This is a genomic window from Phycisphaerae bacterium (genome assembly GCA_024102815.1).
In the GTDB taxonomy this organism is placed as follows: Bacteria; Planctomycetota; Phycisphaerae; order UBA1845; family UBA1845; genus JAGFJJ01.
Map to the genome: position 1 here is coordinate 1 of JAGFJJ010000067.1, position 3,881 is coordinate 3,881.

3 protein-coding genes are annotated in these 3,881 nt (G+C 64.1%); all 3 read left to right on the plus strand.

Annotated features, from left to right (window positions below):
• A partial coding sequence (locus J5J06_15660; protein ID MCO6438527.1) for an RHS repeat protein occupies positions 1–1,471 on the plus strand: 1,471 nt, incomplete at its 5' end.
• 16 nt (positions 1,472–1,487) lie between these two features.
• The gene (locus J5J06_15665; protein ID MCO6438528.1) at positions 1,488–2,540 is read left to right on the plus strand and encodes a hypothetical protein; all 1,053 of its coding nucleotides are present in this window, start codon (positions 1,488–1,490) and stop codon (positions 2,538–2,540) included.
• A 235-nt stretch (positions 2,541–2,775) separates the two neighbouring features.
• On the plus strand, positions 2,776–3,798 hold the full coding sequence (locus J5J06_15670) for a hypothetical protein (protein ID MCO6438529.1): 1,023 nt from the start codon (positions 2,776–2,778) through the stop codon (positions 3,796–3,798).
• Positions 3,799–3,881: the final 83 nt, after the last annotated feature.

Below are 3,881 nucleotides of genomic sequence, written 5' to 3' on the forward strand. Positions count from 1 at the left end.
CGCGCAGGGTCGGCTGACGCGGGTGTACGACAGCGGGGGGAAGTATATTGAATTGGTGCGGGACACCAATGGTCGGCTGACGCAAGTCAAGAGTGCGGTCGAGACGGGCGGGGGCGGGTCGGAGCACCTGACGTTCAACTATGACGCCAATGGCCGGTTGCAGACGCTGGTCGGGCCGGACAGCCGGACGTGGACGTTTGCGTACGACGCGAGTGATCGCTTGTCGACGTTGACGTATCCGGCGGATGGGGGCGTGACGCCGACGCTGGCGTTCACGTACAACGCGTTCAATCGGATCACGGTCATTACCGATCAGGCCGGTAGCGCGTGGGACACGGGCTATAGCAATGGTCGGGTGGTGAGCGCGTTGGACCCGGTGGACGGGGGGACGCGGGCGGGGCAGGGGCTGCAGTACATCGACACGGCGAGCAATGGCCTGTTCGACACGAACTACACAGATCGTGATGCGGCGGTGTGGACGTACAAGTTCGAGTCGGCGGGGCTGTTGCGGGAGAAGGGCATTCAGGGGCAGACGGCGCAGGTCACGCTGACGTATGACGCGGACTACAACTACACGTCGTATGTCGACCCGGCGGGCGGCGGGATGTACTTCCAGTACGGTGCGGCGGGGACGCTGACGGGAGCGCAGTTGCCGTTGACCGGAACGGAGATTGTCGGCGACTACGGCGACACGATTTTGACCTGGGAGCGGCCGGACGCAGTCAACAAGCCGAACTTCTGGCGGATCGTGAACGCGCTGGATGCGGACGGCACGGAGAGCCAGTTTCTATATGAAGAGGCGGGCGACCCGGCGGAGATGACGTCGCATATCGTGGCCGAGCCCGACTCGGACCCGGTTTCGTATCCGAACGCGGACAGTGTGCTGTCAGAACTGCCGCGCGGCAGCGGCTGGCGGATGTACTGGTGTCACCCGGTGTTGGGGCTGTACCCGCTGGAGCGGGAAGAGGCGGCGATCGAGGCGGGTGAATACGTGGCGGCGCCGCCGGAGCCGGAGGCGTATATTCCGGGTGTATATGCGTGGCATCGCTGGCGTCTGTTGGGTCCGATCTCGCACCTGGGGATCTCGTACTTCACTGGCCAGACGGACAACAAGGGCAATGCAGTGTTTCACTACGTCGACTACGGCGCGCCTGCCTCTTGGCCGCACTGTCACTCGAACCGAAGGTATGCGCTGACGCAGAAAGTTGGTATCGACGAACCGCACTTCGATGCGGCGCATCCTGGGTTGTTCGAATGCTTCGAGTCGAGCAGCAGAAACTACTTCGGCAACTGCTGTCAGTACAACCTACTGGGCTGGGGCAATCCGAACAGCAATGGCGCGATCAATGCCTTCCGAAGCGTTGACAAGGGGTGCAACATCGTGAATGCGCCGGCACACCTGCGGCGTTGGGCGCCCGGGTGGACCAACACGAATGCTACCTTCAACAACGGTTCCTGCTCGGGATACTGATCCGGAGAGAATTCAGATGACGACACGATTGATGATGGTTGCTACAGCGGCGACGCTGGCAGTTGTCGTGGGCTGCGGCGAGCTTGACGCCATGCAGCAACTGGGGGTCGTGAATGCCCAGCAGGCCTTTGCGGAGCGGCCATGCGGCGACGGGGTGTGTAACCGAGACAAGTGGGCTGTCATTGAAGCGGCTGACGACTTGTGGCAACTCTGGCCGTACGACCCGCGCGTTGCCGGCTGGCAACCGCAAAAGGTTCTGGCGGTGCCGGAACTGCCAGACGACTTTGAGTCGTCCGGAGGGCGCGTGACTGCTATTGACACGCGCACGACAGACTTGCTGACATTGGTGTTGCGCGAGGACCGGAAGCTGTTTGCCGGCACCCTCGGAGCGAATGCCGCTGCTGAGGCGATTGATGACGCCATTGTCGGTGTTGCGTGGTCTACTGCCGAGGATCGTCTTGCAGTCGTTCGTGCCAACAATGGCGTTCCGGCGACGCTTGAGGTCCTGAACGATCAATTCATTGTCCAAGCTGAATACCCGCTGCCCATGCAGTTCGGCGATCCGCGCCCGTATCTTCCGGATGACGTTGTTGTCTCCTGGCATCCCGACGATTCGCTAATCGCTGTCTCGTATGACCGATTCGTGGGGGTACCGGCTGGATCCACTGGCTCCATTGTGAATCTAGCGAGCGGGGAAGTGAAGCCTCACCGCTACACAGCGCTGCGCTTCATCGATGCGACGCACCTGTGCGCCAATGAAAGTGAGCAAGTGGTCACCGACGGCGTTTCCAGCGTGGAGAGCTATGTTCAGGTGCTGCAACGGGTGAACGGTGACCTGATCGAGTCCGATCGGCTGGCGGACTACGAGGCCGTCGTTGCAACGGACCCGCAAAGTGGAGTCTTTCTGGTCGCCACGCCGCTGATCGGATTCCCGTTCAGCCGCATTTACTATGGCGTGCGGACGCTGGAATCGGAGCCGGAGTGGGTGTACGTCTGGGGGTATCTGCCGTCCGAGAACTTTGACCTGCTGCCGCGTGAGGCGGTGGAGGGGGTGCTGGTGGTCGAGTAGCGGTCGCTGTGTCGTGAGAGGTGTTGCACTTCAAGCAGGAGTCGCCGGGCGGGCGCGGGGGCCGCGTCCGCCCGGCGGGGGGTGTTTTTCGTTCGCGGAGCACGCCGAGCGCTGCGCGTCGGCGTGGCACCCTGGCGCCGCCTGCGTTGTGGATTGGGTTAGCTCCCGGGTGGACGAACCTACCGAGCTACCCGACGAACCCAAGCGAGACCTGCACTGGATACGGAGCGTTCGTATGCTACTGAATTGTGGACGGAGTCGCCTGGCTCTCATGATCGGCTTGTTTAGCCTGGGGCTGACGGCGTGCGATCTTCCGTTTCTGCTGACCACGTCCCCTACCGAAGTCCGGGTTGAGGCCGAGTTCAACGATGCGCGATGCGGCGCCGACGCGTGTCAACGGGACGACTGGGTGGAGTTCGCCGTGCTGGGCGGCGGGCAGCGGACGATCACCTGGCCGGAGTTGGGCAGTCAGCCCGTGGGCCTTGCCGCCAGCGTGCCGGAGACGCTGTTCGCCGGGGACATGCGGCCGGGTGATCTGCTGACGGCGGCGATCACGCGGGATGGCGCGCTGCTGTTGTTGCCGATTGGCAGCACGACACCGACGGCGACGCTACCGGTGGACGAACGTGTCACGCTCGGCGTTGCGTGGTCGAGTGATGGGGAGCGCCTGGCTGTGCTGCGCGGGAGCTACCCGGCGAGCGAAGCGACGTTGGAGCTGCGCACCGCGACACTGGAGTTGCTCGGCAGCTTCCCAATCCCGTTGACCACGAGCGAATTCCGCCGGCTGTTTACGGTTTCGTGGTCGGCGGACGATGCGCTGCTGCTGGTGAGTTCGCATCCGGTGTTCAGTCCGACCGTGACCGAGGCCGTGCTCAGCGACCTGAGCAACGGGGCGTACGCAACGCACGATCTGAACGGGGCGCATTTCATCGGGATGGATGAAGTTGTCGCGTCGACAGGATCGCGTGTCGTTCGCTTGCGGGCGGACGGCCTTGATCTCGTCGAGGTGGGCCGGATCGATGGAGCGGACGTCGTGCTGGATAGTGCCCCGAGCCGCGGCGTCTTTCTGACGCAGGACGACGCGTTCGGTTTTCCGCTGACGTCGCCGCGGTCGTTGCGGACGGCGGCGAGCGGCCCGGACCGGATCACGCGCACCGTTGGGAGTTCGCTGGCGAACTTTGGGGCGCTGGTGATCGTGCCGCGGGGGGACGTGGAGCGGGTGCTGGGGCCGCTGGACGTGTCGGCGGAGAGCAATTGATCGGAGAAACGTGAGCCGCCGGGCGGGCGCGGGGGCCGCGGCCGCCCGGCGGGGTGTTTTTCGTTCGCGGAGCACGCCGAGCG

Excerpts from the sequence above, each read along its gene's own strand:
- J5J06_15670 (MCO6438529.1), top strand. The coding sequence starts at position 2,776 with ATGCTACTGAATTGTGGACGGAGTCGCCTGGCTCTCATGATCGGCTTG.
- J5J06_15665 (MCO6438528.1), top strand. The coding sequence starts at position 1,488 with ATGACGACACGATTGATGATGGTTGCTACAGCGGCGACGCTGGCAGTT.